A 17,390-nucleotide genomic window follows, 5' to 3' on the forward strand; every position below is an offset into this window, starting at 1 on the left:
CATTCGACCATTACCCTTACGGCCCGAACGAGGAGACCTCCATGCCGCTCGTCACGCGCGTGACGGATCTGATCGGTCGCACCCCACTATTCGAACTGGCGACCACCGCGACCGGCACCCGGCTGCTGCTCAAACTCGAGCAATTCAATCCGACGGGTGCGGCCAAGATCAGGATGGCGCGCGCAATGATCGACGATGCCGAGCGTCGAGGTTTGCTCAGCGATGGCGGGCATATTATCGAGTCCACATCCGGGAATACCGGGCTCGGCCTCGCGGTAGTAGCGGCCGAACGTGGGTATCGCTTCACCGCCGTGGTCGATCACCACGCATGTAAGGACAAGTTGCGCGCTATGCGAGCAATGGGTGCGGAATTGGTATTCGTCGCCGATGAGGGCGATGACGACCTGGCCACCTCGGCGCGCGAAGACCTGGCCGAGGCCATGGCAGCCGGGCTGTCGGACGCGTACTTCACCGAACAGCACAACAACGACGCGAATGCGGTCGGGTACTACGCCGTGGCCGAAGAATTGCTGGAGGACGTGGAGCGCGTCGATATTCTGCTCTCCGCGGTGGGCACCGGCGGTTCGCTGTTCGGCACCGCGACCCGCCTGCGCCAACTCGGCTGCACGCCACGGGTGATCGGCGTGGAGCCCGTCGGCTCGATCGCCTTCGGCGGGCCGGGCGGTCCGTACTGGCAGTCCGGCACCGGCACCCCGCCCGGCGCCACTATCGGCACCGCCGTGGACTATTCGCTGCTCGATGAGGGCGTCAAGGTCTCCGATATCGCGGCCTTCGCCACCGCCCGCGCGGTCGCGGCCGAACTCGGCCTGATGATCGGCGGCTCCGCGGGCGGCTCGGTGCACGCCGCGCTCACCCGCCTCGCGGAGTTCCCGCCCGGCTCGACCGTGGTCACCATCGTCTGCGACGGCGGCGAAAAATACCTCGACACGGTCTTCGACGACGAATGGATGAGCGAACACGATCTGCTCGATGCCGCGACCGAACGCGACGTGCACGCCATGCTCGACCGCTACGCCCCCACGCGACGCGACCAACTCCTGGAGGCGCGATGAGGTACTCGCGCGCCGGGATCGGCCCCTTCGATACAGCGCGGGACGCTCGCGCAACACCCCGTGCACCTGAAATGATCACCTTATTAAGGTTGCCTAACCAAAACAGACAAACTCAGCGACGAGTTGGGATGCGGCAGATGGCGATCGGTTTCGGGATTCGACGAGTGGAGGCACGATGGTGAAACTGGCCACCCTCCGTGCCGATGGGCGACAACTCACCGCACTGGCGGCACCGATCGCGCTCACCCAACTCGCGCAGATCGCGGTGTCCACGACCAATATCGCGCTGATGGGCACGCTCGGCGTACGCGAGGTCGCCGCGGGCGGGCTGGCGATGGTGCTGTTCAACCAGATTCGCACGATGTGCGTCGGGCTGATCACCGGGACCGGAAATCAGATCGCGTCCGCGGTGAGTGCGGCGGGTAAGCGTGGTGAGTCGGTTGATGGCGAGGTCCGCGATATCGTCCGGTCCAGTTTCCTGATCGCCACCTTCGCCGGAATCATCGGCGGCGCGGTGCTGATCGGACTCGGCTGGGCGCTGCGCTGGCTCGGCCAGGACGCGGGCGTGCTCGCCGACGCGCGACCGCTGATGCTCGCACTCGCGCCCGGACTGTTGCCCTGCCTGTGGTTCCAAGTGCTGCGACAGTACACGGTCGGTATGCGGCGTCCGCAGGCGCTGCTGCTGGTCACCCTCGGCTCGGTGGCGCTGAATCTGGTACTTGCCCTGACCTTCATGCACGGCTGGATCGGACTGCCCGCACTCGGACTGACCGGCATCGGCGTCGCGACCTCATTGGTCTTCCTGATCACCTTCGGTGTCTTCTTCGCGATGGTGCGCGCCGATGCGGAACTCGGCGCCACCCTGCCACTGCGTCCGTGGCCGGTGCATATGCCGACCATCCGAGCCGAGATCGGACTCGGTGCGCCGATCGCACTCACCTATGGTTCGGAGGCGGGCATGTTCTCCGTACTCGCCCTGGTGATGGGCAGTATCGGACCGGCCGCGCTGGCCGCGCACAATGTGGTCTACCAGATCATCTATATCGTCTTCCAGATCGCGATCGGCCTGTCGCACGGCGCGTCCATCCTGGTCAGCCACACCGTCGCGCAGGACGAATTCGGCCATGCTCGGGCGCTGGCCTGGCTGGCGCTGCAGCACGCGGGCATCGTCGCCGCGGTCACCGGCGTGGTCTATATCGTCGCGCCGAAGCTCGTACTGAGCCCGTTCCTCGAACCGGACGACACCGCGACGATCGAACTGGCCCGCGCACTGCTGCTCATCGGCATCGTGCTCCAATTCTTCGATGCCGCACAGAACATCGGCACCGGCCTGCTGCGCGGGCTGAAGGAAACCAAGGCGGGCTTTCGCCTGTCCTTGATCGGCTACTGGCTCGTCGGCCTGCCCACCGCCCTGCTGCTGGCCTTCCCGCTCGGCCTCGGTGCCGCGGGCGTCTGGTGGGGACTCACAGCGGGTCTGGCCAGTACCGCTGTGCTGATGCTGCGCCGTTACTTCGCGCTGCTGGATACCGCGGCGTCGGCTCACCCCCATGCGACGCCACAATCCCTACCCGCCCCTTCCTGACCTCGTAGAATACGGACCGACTGGGCGGCGGAAAGCGTTGTGCAGCAACCTGATAGCGTGCCGGGAATGCGGCAGAGCCTGGCATTGAGTTGTGAGCGGATCTCCGCTGAACTGCTCGACCACTTCGACGGGGTCGGCATGGTGCGCGGTGAGTACGTGTTCCGCGCGGCCGGGAAATATCCGACGCCCGAATCGGTTTCGGGTTATCTCGTGCCGTATCTGCGCCATATTGCGAAGCGGGCGAGCGGAACGATCTGGTATCGCACCATGGAAGCCGATACCGCCGAATGCAATACCCTCGACGGCGTCGACGAGATCATCGATGAGCCGCATAAACTGCTCGGCCTGCGCGGTATTCGCCGAGCGCGCCGCTTTCCCGACGCGTTCATCGCCGAACTCGAGGGCATTGCGCAGGTACGCGACGAGGGCGCGGATATCGGAGTGCTTTTCCCCTTCGTCACCTATGTCGACGAATTGCAGTGGGCCATCGAGCAAACCCGGGCCGTGATCGGCGACTGCCCGGTCGCCACCATGATCGAGATCCCGTCACTGCTGCTCGAGGTCGACCGTGTCGTCACCACCGGAGTGTCACGGGTGGTGATCGGCTGCAACGATCTGTCCTCGCTGCTGCTCGGCCAGGCCCGCGCCACCCTGCGACCGGTCCGCCCCGTTCCGCCGCTGCTGCGCGCGATCGAACGGGTGACCATGGTGGCCGCCGCCGCCGGCGTGCAGACCGCAGTCGCGGGCTATCCGCATCCGGACCTCCTCGCGGCCTGCGCGAACCTCGGCGTCGACGAGTGCGTGCTGCACTACTCCGATCTGCCCGAAGTACTGGGTGAGCAGTTCGCGGACCTGCCGGATCTCGATGTGCTGCAAGCGATCAAGCGCAAGACCCGCGCAGCGATCGCGGTATACGAGGCAGAGCGGGCAGCCGGTTCTGATCCCGACCACCCGCACGCCCATCAGACGTTGACGCCGTAATCGCGGGCGATGCCCGCGAGCCCGGAGGCATAGCCCTGACCGATGGCGCGGAACTTCCACTCGCTGTTGTGCCGGTACAACTCCCCGAACACCATGGCGGTCTCGGTGGACGCATCCTCGGTGAGGTCATACCGGGCCAGCTCGGCACCCGTGGTCGCGTCGACCACGCGGATGTAGGCGTTGCGGATCTGGCCGAACGACTGTCCGCGCGCATCGGCATCGTGAATGGAGACCGGGAAGAAGATATTGGTGATCGTCGGCGGCGTCGCCGCCAGATCGACATTGATCACCTCGTCATCGCCTTCGCCCTCACCGGTGAGATTGTCACCGGTATGTTCGATTGTGCCCTCGGGCGAGCGCAGATTGTTATAGAACACGAAGTGCTGGTCGGACAGCACGCGCTGATTCGGCCCGGTGGCGAGCGCACTCGCATCGAGGTCGTAATCGGCCCCGGTGGTCGTTCGCACATCCCAACCGAGCCCGACCGCTACCTTGGTGAGATTTGCGGTCTGCTTCGACAGCGAGACATTTCCGCCTTTGGCCAATGTGACGCTCATGATCCCCTTCCATCCGACGCCTTCGCGTCGTCTTTCATCACGATTATTACTCTGTACCGGACAGGGTTGTGCCGGTTCAGTTCTGGATATCGGCCCAGGCACGCAAGGTCTGCACACGCCCTTCGAGCGCATGCAACTCACTCGAGTCGAGTACGGTGCGCTCGATTCCGTGTGCTACCGCGAAGGCCGACTGTCGGTGGTCATCGATGACATCCACATCGATCTGCACCGCGACATAGTCTGTCGCACTGGGCATTTCCTCGGCGACGACCCGTGCCTGCCCCCGCGCGCACAGCGCGACATTGCCACCGCCGAGAATAAGCAGTGCGACATCGGGCCGTTCCCGTAAGCGGGCCAGCGAGCCGCGATCGAATTTCAGGCTGAGCAGAATCCGCCGATCACCGGCGCGCACCGGCCAGGACACCGGAATCGCATGCGGCGCTGGATCGGTGGTGACCAGCACCGCGATCGTTTCCTGCGGCCATTCCGGGAGTACGTCCAGTTCGGGATGATCGGAAGTCGCGTGGTCTTGACGTTGCACGGGGCTCGCTCCGGCTGCCATGTTCGTCACCTCTTGATCGCTGCAACGCGGCGGGCTGTGCCACGTTGCCTGCAAGTCTAAGGTCCTGTGGCGCTTGTTCGCTGGCGCTGCGACCTTTGTCCGAAGTGCTCACAGGCACCTCTCAGGACACCGATACGGCGTCGCTGGTGCAGGGCAGAGCCCTGGCCCAGTCGCGCGCCATATCCTTGACGCGGATCTCGCTTGACGCGTCATGGCGTCCGTGCTCGCCGATCTGAGTGGCGCCGCGAGCCGTGAGCAATTCGGCGGCGATCTCCCCGCCACGGTTGAAGGTATCGCCGTAGACCGAATCGCCGAGGCCGAAGACCGCGAAGGTCAGCCCGGTCAGATCGGGTTTACCGGCCTCGAGTGCGTCGAAGAAGGGTTCGGCGCCGGTCGGCAGTTCACCGTCACCGTAGGTCGAGCAGACAATGATGTGGAAGGCATCGATGTCCAGGTCGTCGATATCGAAGTCGGTCATGTCGTGGACCGAGACGTCATGGGCCGACAGCTCATCGGCCACGCACTCCGCGACCGCCTCGGCGGTGCCCATCTCCGAGCCGAACAGAACGACTACCCGCACTTCCCGACTCCTCTCACCCAACAAAGTCAAGCAAGGTAAGGCTACCTTAATTTGCAGTCGATTGGTCGGTCTCCGGAATGTCTTCGGCACAACGCCCCGAAGGTCATGCCCAGAGGCCCCACCAGCGTCCGGGCCATCTCATCGAAAGACGACATGCTTGCGGGTGGGTACGTTCGGCGTCATTACGCCCGGTCAGGGGCAGCTTTGTCGCCGCTGACACCGAGGGCGTCAGCGGCACGGAGGGCGTCGAGGGCCATGCGGGTGTCGACGATGAAGGGTTCGTTGTGAATGGTTTCGCCGGGGGCGGTGGCGCGGTCGGCGATGGCGGCCAGGGTTCGATTGTCAGCGTCGGCCAGGCCGAGTGCGGCGAAGGTGGTCGGCAAGCCGACCGACGTGCAGAACTCGAGGACAGTTGAAATCTCTTCGGTGGGAGCGCCTTCCAGTACCAACTGGGTGAGGACGCCGAAGGCAACCTTTTCGCCGTGCAGGTACGGGTGCGTTTGCGGGGCGGCGGTCAGGCCGTTGTGGATGGCGTGAGCGGCGGCGAGGCCGGAGGATTCGAAGCCGAGGCCGGAGAGCAGAGTGTTGGCCTCGACAATGCGTTCGAGGGCCGGGGTGACGGTGTGGTTGCGAACCGCGGCGAGGGCGTGGGTTCCGTCGGCGAGCAGGGTGCGGTAGCAGAGTTCGGCCAATGCGGTGGCGCTGCGGGTGGAGGCACCGCCGCGCATATTCCGGACCCGCGCGGCACTACAGGTCCGCGCCTCGAACCAGGTCGCGAGCGCGTCGCCCATCCCAGCGGTGAGCAGCCGCGCCGGAGCCTGCGCGACAGCGGAGGTATCGACCAGCACCAGTGCCGGATTCCGCCGAACGAGCTGATAGGACTCGAATTCCCCGGCGTCGGTGTAGATCACCGACAACGCACTGCATGGCGCATCACTGGACGCGGTCGTCGGGCAGCTGATCATCGGCAGCTCCAGATCATCGGCCACCGCCCGCGCCGTATCGATCACCTTGCCGCCACCGGCCCCCAACACCACCGTGCTCTCGCTCTCCAGCACAGCCGCCGTCACTCGCGCGATCTCGGCCCGACTGCATTCGCCCCCGGACCGATGGACCGAATACTCGATCTTCGCCTCGGTCAGCGACTCCCGCCACGTCTGCGCCAACAACCGATACGCACTGGCCCCGGCCACGATCAACACCGGCCCCCCGATCCCCAGCCGCGTCATCTCCGCCCCGAGCGCCGCGGTCGCATCCCGCCCCTGCACATAATGCCCCGGCGAAGAAAACACACTCAGCATCTGCCACCTCCCGATCCCGGGCACCGCCGATTCGCCCACCCGACCGACGCCCGACAGCCGACTCCGTATCGCAAACGCTACGCGCCTGTGCTGGCTCTGGCTGAGCCATCAGACCTATCGCATCGGCACCCTCGATACCGAGGGGCTTGCCTGACTCCCGGCTACCGCGGCCAGTACATGCGCCAATCGGCGGGTAATAGTGCGGTGCGCTCGCCGCGGGTGGCTTCGGCGGCGTCCTCGGTGGCGCGGATTTTCGACGCGAAGGACAAGGTGGCCTTGCGGAGGCGTTCTTCCGCGCTGTCCTCGCCGCCCAGGTGGACGGTGCGCAGGGCGTCGGGGATCAGGTCTTCGGGCAGGCCCGCTTTGAGGCTGCGGGAGCGGATTTTCTCGGCCAGGGCGAGGGCGGGTTGGGCCATGGCTATACCGTCGAGGCAGGAGCGGCGCGACTTTTCCGCGGATTTACGCTCCTCCCAGGCTTTTTCCTGGGCGGCGATCTTTTCCGCGACGGTGGCCGACGGGTCGATGGGCTCGTCGGCGAGGTGGGGGCTGCGATTGACGAGTTTAGCAACCAGGGCGGCGGCGACATCATCGACTGTGAATTCGCCTGCGGCCTGGGCGATTCGGGAGTGGAACAGCACCTGCAGCAGCAGGTCGCCCAGTTCCTCCTTGATGGTTTCGGCATCGTTGTGCTGAATGGCGTCGAGGAGTTCGTAGGTTTCCTCGAGCAGGTAGGGGCGCAGCGAATCGTGGGTTTGGGTTACTTCCCAGCCGCCGAAGTTCCAGAGGCGATCCATCACTTCGACCGCTCCGGCCAAACCGGCCGCCACCACAGCGGTATCGGTGCGTCCGGAATCCGAGTCGGTACCGATGACCGGCTCGGACTCGCGGTGACCGGTGTCGTTCGCCGGACCCACCGCCGCGGCGGCATGGCGGGCCGCACGCAGGACTGCTTCCTCGCGGTTGGAGTTCATCGAACGGTTGCCTCGGTGGCGACGCGCAATTCGACGAAACCCTTCGGCTTGCCATCCAATTGCAGCAAAAGGTCGGCAACGAATTGCAACAGGACCAGGTCGCGCACCCGGTCCGCACCGACGCTGTCCTCCACCCGAGGCAGCGGCAATTGCACAACACCACTTGCCGCGCGATAACCCGCGCTCGGGTACAGCCGCTTCAACCGCATCTGCTTGGAATCGGGCAGGCTCATCGGCGAAACCTTCAATGTGGTTCCGGTGACCGCGATTTCGGTGACATCGTATTCGCGAGCCAGCAGGCGCAGTTTCGCCACCGACACCAACCTGCCGACCTCGACGGGCAGCGGCCCGTATCGGTCGACGAGTTCCTCGACAACGGACTCCACCGCCGGATCATCTTGCGCCGCAGCGAGTTTACGATAGGCCTCCAGTCGAAGCCGATCACTGGTGATGTAGTCGGGCGGTATGTGCGCGTCCACCGGGAGGTCGATGCGAACCTCCTTGATCTCCTCGGTCGTAATCGGCTTACCGTCGGCGGCGGCCCGATACGCCTCCACCGCCTCACCGACCAACCGCACATACAGGTCGAAGCCGACTCCGGCCACATGCCCGGACTGCTCCGCACCCAGCACATTTCCGGCACCGCGGATTTCGAGGTCCTTCATGGCCACCGCCATACCCGCGCCGAGATCCGAATTCTGCGAAATGGTGGCGAGCCGGTCGTAGGCCGTCTCGGTGAGCGGTTTCTCCGGTGGATAGAGGAAGTAGGCATATCCGCGCTCACGACTGCGACCGACGCGCCCGCGCAACTGGTGCAGCTGCGAAAGACCGAGGGCATCGGCGCGTTCCACGATCAACGTATTCGCATTGGAGATATCGAGCCCGGTCTCGATAATGGTGGTACAGACCAGCACATCGAATTCGCGCTCCCAGAACCCCTGCACGGTCTTTTCGAGCATGTCCTCGTTCATCTGACCGTGTGCGACCACCACCCGCGCCTCGGGCACCAGATCGCGAATCCGCTTGGCCGCCTTATCGATCGACGACACCCGGTTGTGCACGTAGAAGACCTGGCCGTCGCGCAGCAGCTCACGCCGAATGGCCGCGGTGACCTGCTTATCGTTGTACCCGCCGACATAAGTGAGCACCGGATGCCGTTCCTCCGGCGGCGTGAGGATGGTCGACATCTCGCGAATGCCCGCCAGACTCATTTCCAGGGTGCGCGGAATCGGCGTCGCGGACATGGTCAAAACATCGACGTGCGTGCGCAGCGCCTTGATGTGTTCCTTGTGCTCGACACCGAAACGCTGTTCCTCGTCGACGATGACCAGGCCGAGGTCCTTCCACCGCACGCCCGTCTGCAGCAGCCGGTGCGTGCCGACCACGATATCGACGGCACCATCGACCATTCCCTCCAGCACGGCGCGGGATTCGGCCGGATCGGTGAAGCGCGACAGCCCCTTCACCGTCACCGGAAATCCGGCGACCCGTTCGGTGAAGGTCTGCAGATGCTGTTGCGCAAGCAGCGTTGTCGGCACCAGCACGACGACCTGCTTCCCGTCCTGCACCGCTTTGAACGCGGCACGCACAGCGATCTCGGTCTTGCCGTAGCCGACATCACCACAGACCACGCGGTCCATCGGGACCGCCTTCTCCATATCGGCCTTCACCTCGGCGATGGCGGTCATCTGGTCGACGGTCTCGGTGAACGCGAACGCGTCCTCCATCTCCTTCTGCCACGGGCTGTCCGCACCGAACGCATGTCCGGGTGCGGCCTGCCGTGCCGCGTACAGCTGAACCAGCTCACCGGCGATCTCGCGAACCGCCTTGCGCGCCTTGCGTTTCGTATTCGCCCAGTCGGAACCGCCGAGCTTGGACAGGCTCGGCATCTCGCCGCCGACATAGCGCGAGAGCTGATCCAGCGATTCCATCGGCACGAACAGCCGGTCACCGGGCTGACCGCGTTTCCCAGGCGCATATTCGATGACCAGGTATTCCCGCCGCGCCCCGCCGACGGTGCGCTCGATCATCTCCACGAACCGGCCGATGCCGTGCTGATCGTGCACCACCATATCGCCGGCGGTCAGCGCCAGCGGGTCGACTTGGTTGCGGCGCTTGGCCGGTAGCCGCTTTCCCTCCGCCGGTGCCGTGACCCGATTGCCGGTGAGGTCGGATTCGGCGACGACAACCAGACCGGCGTCATCGAAGACCAATCCGTCGTGCAGCGAACCGCACAGCACACCGACCAGTCCGGCCGTCGGCTCGGCACCCGACGCCAAGGGCGCCGCGGGCACGTCCGCATCCGAGAGCCGTTCCAGAATCCGTTGCGCCGTACCGTGACCCGCGACGACCACGACGGCACGCCCACCGGTCAGCACATGCGCGCGCAGTGACGCGAAGATCGTCGCCACCAGCTCATCGGAACCGCGCGCCGCCGGACCGGCCGACACCGGCAGCACGACCTCGGCGGGATCACCGGAGGTCAGCGGGCTCAGAGTCCACCAGGGCAGACCGAGCGCGTTTGCGCTGTCGTGGATTTCGGGCAGCGCGCGGTAGCCGGAGGCGGCCAGATCGAGTCCGTGCCCGCCCAGCGGCGCAGCACCGCCGAACGAGGCCGCGGTCCACGACGCCTCCAGGAATTCCGCACCGGTGCGCACCAAATCGGCCGCGCGCGTGCGGATCTTCTCCGGATCACACAGCAGCAGCTGGGTTCCGTCCGGCAAAGCCTCGGTGAGCAGCCGCAATTCGCCGGGCTGCAGCACCGGCAGCAGGGCCTCCATACCCTCGACCGGAATGCCCTCGGCCAGTTTCTCCAACATCTCGACCAGCGCCGCATCGGCGGCATTCGCCACCGCGACCTCCGCGGCGCGCGCACGAACGGCCGTGGTGAGCAACAGTTCTCGACACGGCGGCGCGACGACCACATCCAGCGTCACATCGGTCAGCGAACGCTGGTCGGCGACCGCGAAGGGCCGCAGCTCGGTTACCTCGTCGCCCCAGAACTCCACGCGCACCGGGTGATCCGCGGTCGGCGGGAACAGATCGAGGATGCCGCCGCGCACCGCGAACTCACCGCGCTTACCGACCATATCGACACGGGTGTAGGCGAATTCGATCAGGCGCAGGAGCAATTCGTCGAAATCGAACTCCGCACCGACGCGCAGCACAATCGGTTCGATATCACCGAGGCTCGCGGCCATCGGCTGCATCAGGGAGCGAACGGTCGTCACCACGACCCGCAGCGGTTCCGGGAATACCGAATCCTCTGGATGCGCCAGTCGCCGCAGCACCTCGAGCCTGCGCCCCACGGTGTCGGCCCCCGGCGACAGCCGCTCATGCGGCAGCGTCTCCCAGGACGGGAACTGCGCGACCGCCGCACCGAGGATTTCCCCGAGCTCGACCGTCAGATCATCGGCTTCCCGCCCGGTCGCCGTCACCACTACCAGCGGCCGCAGGGCCGCGATCGTCGCCGCGACGAACGGCCGCACCGCCGACGGCCCGACCAACTCGACCGGCGACTTCCCGACCAGGTCGGCAACTGTCCGCAGGGCCGAATCGGCCCCGGCCACCGCGGCCAGTCCGGCAAGAGGTGGGCGGTGGGTGGACATCGAACGCTCCTGAGCTCAGACGGGGTTTTTTGATCGGCCAACCGAGTCTAAGCTCCCCCGCCTGCCGAGCCTTTTGCCGGTCGTTGGGTGCCACGACACAATCGTAGCGGGCCGGCGGTCGAGCGGGAGGTCGAGTTCTGGGCATACCCGACGAGTTACCCACGTGCTCACGAAATCAGTCGACACGTCACAACCTACCAACGCGCTATGACACGTTTACGGGACGTAGCGGCGTAGGCGACGGGCGGCGAATTCGCGGAAGTAGGAGAGCTTCTCCGGGGGGACGATGGCCGGCAAGAGGAAGTACCAGGCGCGTTCCATCCGGGCTGCCATCTGATCGATCGAATCGGTGCCGACGGCTGTGATGTGCACCCCCGCGGTCATTTCCTGCAACAACAGGCCGATCACCTCCGCGTCCAGATCGGCCTCGAGGTCGCCCTGGGCAATGGCCCGCTCGGACAGTACGCGATAGGTATCGCCCCAGGTCTTGGCGATATTGTCGCCCTGGGCGCCGCGGTAGTCGCCGATCTGATGGGTCAACTTGAGCATCGCGCCGACCATCGGATCGTTCATGGATAGGTCCGCGACGACATAGGTGATCCCGATGCATGCCTCGAGCGCGGGCACTCTCGGGTCGAAGAAACCCTGGCACGAACTGACCAGGCGCTCATTACCCTGGTCGACCACGGCGCGCGCCAGCTCTTCCTTCGAACCGAAGTGAAAGTACAAGGCGCCCTTGGTCACGTTCGACTGCGCGATGATCTCGCTCAGGCTCGCATTCGCATATCCCAAGCGCAGAAAGACATCGGCTGCGCCCGCCAGGACGGAATCGCGGGTGATCTCCGCGCGCGCTTGCCTAGCCATCAGATCCGCCTGTCATCCTTAAAACCAGCCATCCTGAAGTAGACCGACATCCCGAAGTAGACCGACTTACCGCCCGAACAGCACCCTGAGGATGGGTGAACCGTACCACCAGGCGAGCGCCCGCCAGCGAATTCGAGCATTCGGACGGGCATACCGCGCAATTTACTGGCTACCAATGTGCGCTCAGTCCTCCGTGCCAGCGCGCCATTCCGAGCTCAGCTGCGGGTCGGCTTCCAAATGGCTGAGTCCGTTCCAGCACAGGTTCACCAGATGCGCCGCCACAACCTCTTTCGACGGTTCGCGCTCGTCCAGCCACCAGGTCGCGGCCGTCGAGACCATGCCGACCAATGCCTGCGCGTACAAACCGGTCAGACTGGTATCGAAACCGCGCCGCTCGAAATCCCCGCCGAGAATATGCGCGACCTGGTTGGTGGCCTCGTTGAGCAGGCTGGAATAACGGCCCTCAGCAGTAGCTGCGGGCTGGTCGCGCACCAGGATTCGGAATCCGTCGGTGCGTTCCTCGATATAGGTCAGCAGTGCGAGCGCGACCTGTTCGAGCCGGATCCTGGACCGGTTCCGGGTGAGCGAGGAGGTGATCATGTCCAGCAGCATCGACATTTCGCGGTCCACGACCACGGCGTAGAGTCCCTCCTTGCCACCGAAGTGTTCGTACACCACGGGTTTGGAGACCTGGGCACGCTGCGCGATCTCCTCGATCGAGGTCGCGTCGTAACCCCGCTCGGCGAACAATGCGCGACCGATCTCGATCAACTGCTGCCGCCGCTGGGTTCCCGTCATCCGCGGTCGGGACACCTTGGGCGGCTCACTCGAAGACACCGTCCCGCCTCCTCGCGCATGCCAATAGTCGTCGGCCCCAACTGTTCCAGACAGCTCTGGCTCCCGTGCCGTCACCCCCGGCTCCCAGGACGACAACCGATCTCGCACGCACCTGGGTAACTCGTCGGGTGCGCCCAGAATCCAGCCCCTACCTGGCCGACGGAAACGGTCGGAGCATCAACGACCGGCAAAAGTTCCGGGGAGTCGGGGGAGCATTCGCCCAGATGACGCGACCGGGGCGGACAGAGCGCGGCGACGGGTACGCACTAATTCGGTGAAGCAGTTCGACTAACCGGAGGTCTTCATGCGAGGATTCATGCCGTGCCGCTGGCGCAGTGGCGGGTTTCCAGATCCGCCGGTGTGACAATCCGCCGTAGTGTAATGGCAGCACCTCTGATTTTGGTTCAGATAGTTCAGGTTCGAGTCCTGGCGGCGGAGCACATCGGCACGATGGCTTATTGTTGGCCGCGCACACCGCTGAACAAGCACGACGACAGCCAAGCACGATGACAGGCAGCCGAGGGAGATCCATGCCACAGCAGACCGCCGTCGTCGTTCTCGCAGCCGGTGCCGGGACGCGAATGCGGTCGAAGACTCCTAAAGTGCTGCATTCGCTGGCCGGTCGAAGCATGCTCGCGCACGCGCTGCATGCGGCCAACGAGATCGACCCCGCGTTCCTCATCACCGTGGTAGGACACGATCGGGAACAAGTCGGCGCCGCGGTCGCCGCCGTCGCCTCCGACCTCGGCCGCGACATCACCACCGCCATCCAGGAACAACAGCTCGGAACCGGCCACGCGGTGCAGTGCGCGCTGGCGGCGGTTCCCGAGGATTTCACCGGTGACCTGCTGGTCACCTCCGCGGATGTGCCGCTACTCGACGGGCACACTCTGTCCGCGCTGCTCGACGAGCATCGCAGCTATGGCGAACGCTCCGCCGTCACGGTGCTGACCTTCGAACCGGACGACCCGAACGGCTACGGCCGCATCGTCCGCAATGCCGACGGCCAGGTCATCGAAATCGTCGAACATGCCGACACGTCCCCGGTGCAGTCGGCGATCACCGAGGTCAACTCGGGTGTCTACGCCTTCGACGCGACCGTACTGCGCACCATGATCGGACGTCTGTCCACCGCCAATGCCCAGCACGAGTTGTACCTGACCGATGTGCTGCGGCTGGCTCGCGAGGCCGGACATCCCGTGCACGGCGCACGCCTGCTCGACTCGGCCAAGGTCACCGGCGTGAACGACCGGGTGCAGATGTCGGTGGCCGCGCGCACCCTCAACCGCTACATCCTCGAACGGCATATGCGTGCCGGGGTCACGATCATCGATCCCGCGACCACCTGGGTGGACGCGAGTGTGAAGATCGCCAGAGACGCCGAAATCCGGCCGGGTGTGCAGTTGCTCGGCGGCACCGTCATCGGTGAGGACGCGGTGATCGGACCGGATTCCACGCTCACCGATGTCATCGTCGGCGAGGGCGCGCACGTAGTTCGCGCCCACGGTGATCAGGCCGTGATCGGTCCCGGTGCGAACATCGGGCCGTTCAGCTATCTGCGCCCCGGCACCGTTGTCGGTGATTCCGGGAAGCTCGGCGCATTCGTCGAAACCAAGAACGCATCGATCGGCGCGCACTCCAAAGTGCCGCACCTCACTTATGTCGGCGATGCCACCATCGGTGAGCACAGCAACATCGGCGCCTCCAGCGTTTTCGTCAATTACGACGGGGTGAAAAAGCATCACACCGTCGTGGGCTCACATGTGCGGACCGGCAGCGACACCATGTTCGTCGCACCGGTGACAGTGGGTGACGGCGCGTATACGGCGGCGGGTACTGTGCTGCGTAGGAACGTTCCGCCGGGGGCACTCGCGGTTTCAGGTGGGCCACAGAAAAACATTGAGGGCTGGGTGCAGCGTTACCGTCCGGGGACGGATGCGGCACGGGCGGCGGCGGAAGCCATCGCGGCCAAAGAGATGTCGGGTCAGGCAATCGAGCAAAAGGATGGCAAACAGCAGTGACCGCGTCATGGATCGACAACCAGAAGAACCTCATGCTCTTCTCGGGACGCGCTCATCCTGAGCTGGCCGAGCAGGTGGCCAAGGAACTCGACGTCCACGTCACCCCGCAGACCGCGCGCGACTTCGCCAACGGCGAGATCTTCGTCCGGTTCGAGGAATCCGTGCGCGGCTCGGATGCCTTTGTGCTGCAGAGCTTTCCGGCTCCGCTGAACGAGTGGCTGATGGAACAGCTCATCATGATCGACGCGCTCAAGCGCGGGTCGGCCAAGCGGATCACCGCGGTGCTGCCGTTCTACCCGTATGCCCGGCAGGACAAGAAGCACCGCGGCCGTGAGCCCATTTCCGCCCGCCTGGTCGCCGACCTGCTCAAGACCGCGGGTGCGGACCGCATCATCACCGTCGACCTGCACACCGATCAGATCCAGGGCTTCTTCGACGGCCCGGTCGATCACATGCACGCGCAGCTGCAGCTGGCCGAGTACGTGCGCAACAACTACAGCCTCGAGCACATCACGGTGGTCTCCCCCGATTCCGGCCGGGTGCGCGTCGCGGAGAAGTGGGCCGATTCGCTCGGCGGCTCGCCGCTGGCCTTCATCCACAAGACTCGCGACCCGCTGGTGCCGAATCAGATCAAAGCCAACCGCGTGGTCGGTGAGGTCGAGGGCCGCACCTGCATCCTGATCGACGACATGATCGACACCGGTGGCACCATCGCGGGCGCGGTCAAGGTCCTCAAGGCGGCGGGTGCCGGTGATGTGGTCATCGCGGCGACGCACGGCGTGCTCAGCGATCCGGCGGCCGAGCGCCTTGCTACCTGTGGCGCCAAGGAGGTCGTGGTCACCAATACGCTGCCGATCAGCGAGGAGAAGAAGTTCCCGCAGCTGACTGTGCTGTCGATCGCGCCGCTGCTGGCCCGCACGATCCGCGAGGTCTTCGAGAACGGTTCGGTCACCGGACTTTTCAACGGCAACGCTTGACCGCCGCCCCGGATATCAGGCCATACAAGTTGGGAGCCACGCGGCCTGCGTTCAGGTTCTGCGTCGGGTGAGTGGCTGAGTTCTGGATGTGCCCGGTGAGTTACCCATGTGCTCACGAAATCAGGCATTACGTGGGAAGTTTGTAAAATGGCGGCTCGGACACTGTTCGGGCCGCCATTGCCTTGTCGGGGCGTATTCTGCGGATTGCCCATTGTGATCACCGGACCGGCGGGCATCGTCCTCGGCATCATCAGCCACAACAAAGGTGAATCGCTCGGCAAATGGGCGGTCATCGCCAATGGCGCGGTACTGGCGATCGCGGTCATCCTGGTCATCGCCTTCATCGGCTTCCTCGGGGCCTTCAGCTGACCCGGTTCGCATGCCTCGGATCCCGTGTGCCTGCGATATCGAGGGGGATACTGGGGGTATGGACCGTGACCCGCTTGACCTGGACATGGGGGACGACAGGCAGGAAGACGAGATCCGCGCATACCGGCGCAATGTCGAGGATCCGCCCGATGACCTGTGCATAGGCTATCGGGAGAACGAGGATGACGGCCGACTCGGCATCGGCGAAGAACTCGAACAGGAGTGGACCCCGCATCGTCAGGCGGCCGCGCTCGCCGATGAGGACGAGCGGCCCGCCGAGGTCGCCGCGATGGAGATCGTCGCCGATATGGACCTATAGCCTGCCTCCCCGCCGACCGGAGACACGAGGAGAGTTCGATGACCACTCCGCAGCAGCCCGAGCAAGGCGATGCGTCGCCCGAGAAACCGGTCGGCGAATCCGAGCCGCTCGAACCCTCGGGTACGGCTTGGGCCGCACCGGCTTCCAGCGGACCGTGGGAATCACACGCCGTCGAGCCCGACGCCCCGGATTCCTCCGCAAAGCCGGGCGCGCAGACACCGACCCAGCGAGACGCCGCCGAGACCGCACCCGATCTCGGCGGACAACCGCGGCCATCGAGCGCGGCTCCGGGTGACTCCGCGCCGGCTTTCGGAGTCCCACCGGAGTGGGCACGTCCGGAGCTGTGGGATGACCCATCGGCACGGTACGACCAGGACCAGCCGGGCACGGTCTATCCGCCGATCAACGACACCGCACCGGAACCCACGTACGGCGGCTACCCCACCTACACCCCGCAGCCATACACCCCACCGGGACCGCAATCGGGCGCCCAAACGCTGTCGATCATCGGCTTCGTCTGCGCGGGCATCTCTTTACTGTTCTGCCCCTACCTATTCGGCCCGGTCGGCATCATCCTGGGCATCATCGGCCACCGAAAAGGCGAATCCCTGGGCAAATGGGCCGCCATCGCCTCGGCGATCTCCCTGATCGTCGGACTCATCCTCGTCTACGCCGTCTTCAGCGGCAGCCTGGTCCCGGACTCCGACTGACCCACCCGGTGGCGATCAGGGCCGGTTCGCCGGCCGTGCCAGTTCCGCCACGTTGCCATGGCGCCACACGAGAATTCC

Annotated in this window: 16 protein-coding genes and 1 tRNA gene; 9 read left to right on the top strand and 8 right to left on the bottom strand. The window is 65.3% G+C overall.

Going from position 1 to position 17,390, the window contains the following annotated elements; all coding sequences use genetic code 11:
- The first annotated feature begins 41 nt into the window (after nt 1–41).
- The 3 genes from AB0L63_RS02210 (at nt 42) to AB0L63_RS02220 (ending at nt 3,636) form a co-directional block, all read left to right on the top strand.
- Entirely contained in the window at nt 42–1,073 is a 1,032-nt protein-coding gene (locus AB0L63_RS02210) for a cysteine synthase family protein (protein WP_364493340.1), read from the top strand.
- A gap of 175 nt (nt 1,074–1,248) precedes the next feature.
- Entirely contained in the window at nt 1,249–2,655 is a 1,407-nt protein-coding gene (locus AB0L63_RS02215) for an MATE family efflux transporter (RefSeq protein WP_364493342.1), read from the top strand.
- Between the two features lie 66 nt (nt 2,656–2,721).
- On the top strand, nt 2,722–3,636 hold the full coding sequence (locus tag AB0L63_RS02220) for a putative PEP-binding protein (protein ID WP_364493344.1): 915 nt from the start codon (nt 2,722–2,724) through the stop codon (nt 3,634–3,636).
- Here AB0L63_RS02220 and AB0L63_RS02225 read toward each other — a convergent pair.
- The 8 genes from AB0L63_RS02225 to AB0L63_RS02260 form a co-directional block, all read right to left on the bottom strand.
- Nucleotides 3,618–4,193 (bottom strand): TerD family protein, encoded by a 576-nt coding sequence (locus AB0L63_RS02225; RefSeq protein ID WP_364493346.1) that lies wholly within the window; start codon nt 4,191–4,193, stop codon nt 3,618–3,620. The two genes, AB0L63_RS02220 and AB0L63_RS02225, sit on opposite strands and share 19 nt — an antisense overlap.
- Nucleotides 4,194–4,269: 76 nt before the next feature.
- Nucleotides 4,270–4,755 (bottom strand): hypothetical protein, encoded by a 486-nt coding sequence (locus tag AB0L63_RS02230; RefSeq protein ID WP_364493348.1) that lies wholly within the window; start codon nt 4,753–4,755, stop codon nt 4,270–4,272.
- A 121-nt stretch (nt 4,756–4,876) separates the two neighbouring features.
- The gene (locus AB0L63_RS02235) at nt 4,877–5,335 is read right to left on the bottom strand and encodes a flavodoxin domain-containing protein (RefSeq protein WP_364493350.1); all 459 of its coding nucleotides are present in this window, start codon (nt 5,333–5,335) and stop codon (nt 4,877–4,879) included.
- Nucleotides 5,336–5,517: 182 nt separating this feature from the next.
- Nucleotides 5,518–6,636 carry a glycerol dehydrogenase gene (locus AB0L63_RS02240; protein WP_364493352.1) on the bottom strand — a complete coding sequence of 373 codons (1,119 nt, stop codon included), beginning with the start codon at nt 6,634–6,636 and terminating at the stop codon, nt 5,518–5,520.
- Between the two features lie 161 nt (nt 6,637–6,797).
- Nucleotides 6,798–7,430, bottom strand: a complete 633-nt coding sequence (locus AB0L63_RS02245; protein WP_364493988.1) for a MazG family protein — start codon at nt 7,428–7,430, stop codon at nt 6,798–6,800.
- Nucleotides 7,431–7,603: 173 nt separating this feature from the next.
- Nucleotides 7,604–11,215: a transcription-repair coupling factor gene (mfd, locus tag AB0L63_RS02250; RefSeq protein ID WP_364493354.1), complete on the bottom strand. Its 3,612-nt coding sequence runs from the start codon at nt 11,213–11,215 to the stop codon at nt 7,604–7,606.
- A gap of 216 nt (nt 11,216–11,431) precedes the next feature.
- A complete protein-coding gene (locus AB0L63_RS02255) occupies nt 11,432–12,079 on the bottom strand; it encodes a TetR/AcrR family transcriptional regulator (protein ID WP_364493356.1) in 648 nt (215 codons plus the stop codon).
- Nucleotides 12,080–12,262: 183 nt separating this feature from the next.
- The gene (locus tag AB0L63_RS02260) at nt 12,263–12,877 is read right to left on the bottom strand and encodes a TetR/AcrR family transcriptional regulator (protein WP_364493991.1); all 615 of its coding nucleotides are present in this window, start codon (nt 12,875–12,877) and stop codon (nt 12,263–12,265) included.
- Between the two features lie 406 nt (nt 12,878–13,283).
- Between AB0L63_RS02260 and AB0L63_RS02265 the strand changes: the two genes are divergently transcribed.
- From AB0L63_RS02265 to AB0L63_RS02290, 6 genes are all read left to right on the top strand, one after another.
- Nucleotides 13,284–13,354, top strand: a tRNA-Gln gene (locus tag AB0L63_RS02265).
- Nucleotides 13,355–13,446: 92 nt separating this feature from the next.
- On the top strand, nt 13,447–14,937 hold the full coding sequence (gene glmU / locus AB0L63_RS02270; RefSeq protein WP_364493358.1) for a bifunctional UDP-N-acetylglucosamine diphosphorylase/glucosamine-1-phosphate N-acetyltransferase GlmU: 1,491 nt from the start codon (nt 13,447–13,449) through the stop codon (nt 14,935–14,937).
- Nucleotides 14,934–15,914, top strand: coding sequence for a ribose-phosphate diphosphokinase (locus tag AB0L63_RS02275; RefSeq protein WP_364493360.1), 981 nt, complete (start codon nt 14,934–14,936; stop codon nt 15,912–15,914). The genes glmU and AB0L63_RS02275 overlap by 4 nt, the downstream gene beginning before the upstream one ends.
- A 147-nt stretch (nt 15,915–16,061) precedes the next feature.
- Nucleotides 16,062–16,283: a hypothetical protein gene (locus AB0L63_RS02280; protein ID WP_364493362.1), complete on the top strand. Its 222-nt coding sequence runs from the start codon at nt 16,062–16,064 to the stop codon at nt 16,281–16,283.
- A gap of 58 nt (nt 16,284–16,341) precedes the next feature.
- A complete protein-coding gene (locus AB0L63_RS02285; RefSeq protein WP_364493364.1) occupies nt 16,342–16,602 on the top strand; it encodes a hypothetical protein in 261 nt (86 codons plus the stop codon).
- Nucleotides 16,603–16,640: 38 nt separating this feature from the next.
- Nucleotides 16,641–17,312 carry a hypothetical protein gene (locus tag AB0L63_RS02290; protein WP_364493366.1) on the top strand — a complete coding sequence of 224 codons (672 nt, stop codon included), beginning with the start codon at nt 16,641–16,643 and terminating at the stop codon, nt 17,310–17,312.
- The last annotated feature ends 78 nt before the right edge of the window (nt 17,313–17,390 follow it).

The organism is Nocardia sp. NPDC051990 (genome assembly GCF_040680755.1).
In the GTDB taxonomy this organism is placed as follows: Bacteria; Actinomycetota; Actinomycetes; order Mycobacteriales; family Mycobacteriaceae; genus Nocardia.

What these genes read in the sequence shown, in the direction of transcription:
- AB0L63_RS02210 (WP_364493340.1), top strand. Translation starts at nt 42, where the DNA reads ATGCCGCTCGTCACGCGCGTGACGGATCTGATCGGTCGCACCCCACTA.
- AB0L63_RS02215 (WP_364493342.1), top strand. Translation starts at nt 1,249, where the DNA reads ATGGTGAAACTGGCCACCCTCCGTGCCGATGGGCGACAACTCACCGCA.
- AB0L63_RS02220 (WP_364493344.1), top strand. Translation starts at nt 2,722, where the DNA reads ATGCGGCAGAGCCTGGCATTGAGTTGTGAGCGGATCTCCGCTGAACTG.
- AB0L63_RS02225 (WP_364493346.1), bottom strand. Translation starts at nt 4,193, where the DNA reads ATGAGCGTCACATTGGCCAAAGGCGGAAATGTCTCGCTGTCGAAGCAG.
- AB0L63_RS02230 (WP_364493348.1), bottom strand. Translation starts at nt 4,755, where the DNA reads ATGGCAGCCGGAGCGAGCCCCGTGCAACGTCAAGACCACGCGACTTCC.
- AB0L63_RS02240 (WP_364493352.1), bottom strand. Translation starts at nt 6,636, where the DNA reads ATGCTGAGTGTGTTTTCTTCGCCGGGGCATTATGTGCAGGGGCGGGAT.
- AB0L63_RS02245 (WP_364493988.1), bottom strand. Translation starts at nt 7,430, where the DNA reads ATGGATCGCCTCTGGAACTTCGGCGGCTGGGAAGTAACCCAAACCCAC.
- mfd (WP_364493354.1), bottom strand. Translation starts at nt 11,215, where the DNA reads ATGTCCACCCACCGCCCACCTCTTGCCGGACTGGCCGCGGTGGCCGGG.
- AB0L63_RS02255 (WP_364493356.1), bottom strand. Translation starts at nt 12,079, where the DNA reads ATGGCTAGGCAAGCGCGCGCGGAGATCACCCGCGATTCCGTCCTGGCG.
- AB0L63_RS02260 (WP_364493991.1), bottom strand. Translation starts at nt 12,877, where the DNA reads ATGACGGGAACCCAGCGGCGGCAGCAGTTGATCGAGATCGGTCGCGCA.
- glmU (WP_364493358.1), top strand. Translation starts at nt 13,447, where the DNA reads ATGCCACAGCAGACCGCCGTCGTCGTTCTCGCAGCCGGTGCCGGGACG.
- AB0L63_RS02280 (WP_364493362.1), top strand. Translation starts at nt 16,062, where the DNA reads ATGGCGGCTCGGACACTGTTCGGGCCGCCATTGCCTTGTCGGGGCGTA.
- AB0L63_RS02285 (WP_364493364.1), top strand. Translation starts at nt 16,342, where the DNA reads ATGGACCGTGACCCGCTTGACCTGGACATGGGGGACGACAGGCAGGAA.
- AB0L63_RS02290 (WP_364493366.1), top strand. Translation starts at nt 16,641, where the DNA reads ATGACCACTCCGCAGCAGCCCGAGCAAGGCGATGCGTCGCCCGAGAAA.